The organism is Bradyrhizobium sp., assembly GCF_019242285.1.
GTDB lineage: Bacteria > Pseudomonadota > Alphaproteobacteria > Rhizobiales > Xanthobacteraceae > Bradyrhizobium.
Map to the genome: position 1 here is coordinate 1 of NZ_JAFAVV010000861.1, position 3,955 is coordinate 3,955.

General features: G+C 55.2%; 3 protein-coding genes. 1 reads left to right on the forward strand and 2 read right to left on the reverse strand.

The features are described from left to right. Positions 1–690, forward strand: a 690-nt coding sequence (locus tag JOY90_RS35485; protein ID WP_291695744.1) for a zincin-like metallopeptidase domain-containing protein, incomplete at its 5' end; no start/stop codon positions are given. A 370-nt stretch (positions 691–1,060) separates the two neighbouring features. Here JOY90_RS35485 and JOY90_RS35490 read toward each other — a convergent pair. Together JOY90_RS35490 and JOY90_RS35495 are read right to left on the reverse strand one after the other, a co-directional pair. Then, on the reverse strand, positions 1,061–3,715 hold the full coding sequence (locus tag JOY90_RS35490) for a hypothetical protein (RefSeq protein WP_291695745.1): 2,655 nt from the start codon (positions 3,713–3,715) through the stop codon (positions 1,061–1,063). 9 nt (positions 3,716–3,724) lie between these two features. Then, on the reverse strand, positions 3,725–3,955 hold a 231-nt coding region (locus tag JOY90_RS35495; RefSeq protein ID WP_291695746.1), incomplete at its 5' end, for a hypothetical protein.

Below are 3,955 nucleotides of genomic sequence, written 5' to 3' on the forward strand. Positions count from 1 at the left end.
TGCACGGTCGTCTTCTACAAACGATTGGAAGCCAAGGCCGCCGACCCGGAGGATCACGACAGAACATCAGACTTGCGGTTCGTGGCAAGAAGCTCGCGCGTCTTCAACGCAGCGCAAGTAGACGCGTTCACAAGCGACGAGCCGCCGCCATTGGCGGAGTTTCAGCGGATCGCCGAAGTCGAGGCCTTTGTCGAGGCGCTGAAAGCCGACGTCATGCACGGCTCATCCCGCGCGTGCTATCGCCCAAGGGACGACGTCATCGAAATGCCGGACCGCGAGCACTTCCTGTCCTCAGACACCGGTTCGGCGCAAGCGAACTATTACGCCGTTCTCCTGCACGAACTCACGCACTGGGTTGGCGCGCCGCACCGGCTCAACCGCCAGTTCGGCAGGCGGTTCGGAGACGAGGCGTATGCCATGGAAGAGCTGGTGGCGGAGCTCGGAGCAGCCTTCCTGTGCGCCGCCTTTGGAATCAGCAGCGAACCGCGCCCGGATCATGCTGCTTATGTGTCTACCTGGCTCAAGGTGCTGAACCGCGACACCAAAGCGATTTTCGCCGCAGGGAGCAAAGCACAGGAAGCGTTCGACGAACTGGCGTATCTCGCGACCAGACCGGACGATGAGCAGAAGAAGGCGAGCAGACGTCAGCTCTTTCGCCAAAAAAAGATTACAGATTCTGAGGCTCCATAGTGGAGCCTCTTTTCTGTCTGCCCTCGGCACAGCGCGCCTGGATGGCCAGTGACTTCCGCGCTGCAGCCCCGTTTGATCACACTAATAGCCGGGGGTGCTACTTGTGCACGATATGAACAATATGGCGGATATTGTTAACAGGTGAACACTTCGTCTGCGCCTACAGACGAAGAGATAATCATGCACACTTGCCAGCTACTAGCTGGTAACCTGCGCTCGTCATGCGCGATCATGGTGTTATAGCCGTGTTGCAACTACGCGGCCCATCGACTAGGTGCATCGCCTAAATGCAGCCTCACCATTTGAAGGCATGAAGCGCCGCAAATTTAGCTGTGGGTTGCAACCGAGCAATTCGATGGCGGCGGCGAGCTCAGTCCCACTCATCATCCTCGCCGCTCTGAACCACCCTTAACAATGCCCGCAATTCTTTCCCCCCCTGCGAATCGGGCATTTGCGCAACATCATCCTGAAGCTGGCCCAAATATTTCTCTCCATCGTGAGACCGACGAATGCGCTGGAGGACCTTCTTAGCGATACCCGCCTTATCTGCAGCCCTCAACAAATCTGAGGGTGGCCAAATCGAACGCATAAACGCGGCGATTAGATCTTTACGACCGGCCTTCGCCTTGTCCCAATCAACAAAAATGCTCAACGGCGCAAGCACTATCATTGGAAGCGACGGCCCCTCATCGTTAGACCGCAAAAGCTGAGCATATATGACTGGAAAGGTCGCGACGACGAGTGGGGATGCGGGCTCGGAAGTCTGTCGCAGCGCGAAAGCAAGCGTCGGAGCCGCTGCTCGAAGAAAGGATTGTCTATTTAGTCGGCTGGCATCCTCCAACATGCGTCCCCAGGCCTTATAGGCGCTAGCTCCAGCGCCACGTAAACCATGGGACACTAATCTTTCACTTAGATCGTCGATGTGGTCCAAGACATCTAACCGAAAGGGATCTTCAAGGAGGTCGAGAATCCGAACATTGGCCCCCACTCGCTTACTCGATGCACTGCGTAATGCTGCAAACCGAATAAGCGGCACAATTCCAATGGCCCGCGCACACCAACTTGCGACGTCTTCAACGCGCGGATCATCGAAGGCTACATGAGAGAACGCCTCCTCCGCTACTAGCGTTATCAGCCGTGCATTCTCTTGCCCGTTCAAATGAGGCAATAGTTGAACGCCTATCTCAAACACATCGCGAGATGACACTTGGCCAACTTCTAGCAAACGCGCGATCTGCTGCGCCGAACTTGGTACATCACCAATAAGCAAGTTCATCATACCGTGCAGGACAGCGCGCTCCCGCTGACCGGCCATTAACGCCTGGTCGTTTGTTCTGTCGATTAAAGATCGGAGTAAGCTACGCGCTCTATCTGGAGCAACCTGGCTTTCCAGCCAGGAGACCGATTCCATATTCACACTCAGGGTGCGGACAAGAAATGCATCGGCCGCAGCACCTCGAAATTGATCGGCGACAACATTTCTAAGCCTGGACAATGCATCGGACGATCTCGCAGCTCGCAAAATGGCATCACCGAGAGCCGCGCCCACGAAACCAGCTTGTTCAAAGACTCTCCGGGCAAGCGACGCTAAATCCTCATTTGTAATGCCAACTAGAATGGGAGGAAGCAAAACGGCCTCGGTCTCGTGGCGAATGAGAGGCACGATATTGCTTCTCAACTGAGCGGCCATCTCGGCGTCGACGCCCGACATCGCCTTGGCGAGCGCCGGGAGTGCCTTAAACTCATCCGCCATTCTCACAATAGCGCGGCTGCCGGCGGGCGCAGTACTCAGCAAGCCGATTATCGCATCGTGGGCAGCGTGTAAGATAGCGTTAAGCAAGGGCTCGGATGGATGGACTTCCGTAAGCGCTGTCCCGACGCCACTATAGACCTCGCGCGGCTGCACATGATGACGCAAGACTTGGCTGGATACCGCTTCTATTGTCAGGACCGGATCGCGATGCGTGAGCAGTCGTGCTGCGTCTTCAACAGGGACGGCAATCTCCTGCGGCAACGGACGTCCCTGAAATTTCCCAAACAGCGTCGCGAGGAACGACCACGCTTCGGGCACGCTGTCCGACGTTGCGGTCTGGAGGATCGCACGGTCTAGAACGGGAGTAATCTTCTGAACAAGATCATCAATTTTCTTTGGCTGAGAATTTACGATATCGAGCATGCCCAGGACAGCCGACGGCGTTTCAGCTACTTTACTAGCTAGCTCCTTCCACAGCAGTGATAGACGCAAGACCCCCTCGTCAGCATCGGGGTCACTTAGGAGAACACCTAGGCCATCATTGCTTTGAAGCGATGGAAGGTCAGCTTCAAAGATTTGCGACGCAATTGCCGCCGACCATCGGTGCCTCGCAGTGACGACGTTCCCGGGTAAGATCTTTCTGCCTGACCAAGCTCCAAAGCGTCCCCGTGCCGAACTAGGCGCAAACAACAAGTCGAACCATCGATTCTCTATGCGTCTGGGTGCAAGCGTAAACGTGCAGACTGCAAAATTCCGCCGTAAATTCGGCCAGAATACCGAAAGCAATCTCAATGTTATATCTTCGGCTTCTTTACTGTCGAAAACTACGATCGGTTGGCGCTCTTCCAGAAACAACGCCTCCGCCAATTCGATCCGTCTGCTATCTTCGATCGGTCGTGGGCGCACATGCTCCGCTGCAAAGGGGCTAGGCACACCAGCGAAGTGCACTTGATCAAGTTGGCTAACAATTTGTGGGATAGCTCTTGTCTGCTCCCAGACTTCCATGGAGATAAAAAGGCTCTTTGTGAGGACGCACCCGGCTCGAGGTGCTTCGATATCCTGCCAAGTTCGGGCGACTACGTAGTGCGAGCGCGAAGGCAAAGGGTATGCGGTCACATACGGGGCAAATTTTTCCCCAGGCCTGAGTGATCCCGCAATATCCGAAAGTCTGTCGACTGTCTCCTGATCCTCCCGCCCGAGTTTTATCGTCGCGTGCAGCAATTCGTGTCCGCTGCGATAGCCATGTTCTTGCTCATCAAATGTAGGTTCCATATAGGGATTCTAATTGGCCTTTCGCGCCGCCCATGCGACGGGAAATGTCAGGTCCGGCACCATCTGGGAAGGGCTTCCAAATTCCTCGACCACAACATACCCGGATTCCCTCAAGTCACGTTGAAAGAAGACGTCCTGGAATGCTTGCTCCGCAAAATCTCCACCCACAATACTGACTCCAAAGGTTTTCATTTCGAGGCCTTGAATATTGCGAATTTTGCCGGCCAGAAGAGGATATTC

What these genes read in the sequence shown, in the direction of transcription:
- JOY90_RS35490 (WP_291695745.1), bottom strand. Translation starts at nt 3,715, where the DNA reads ATGGAACCTACATTTGATGAGCAAGAACATGGCTATCGCAGCGGACAC.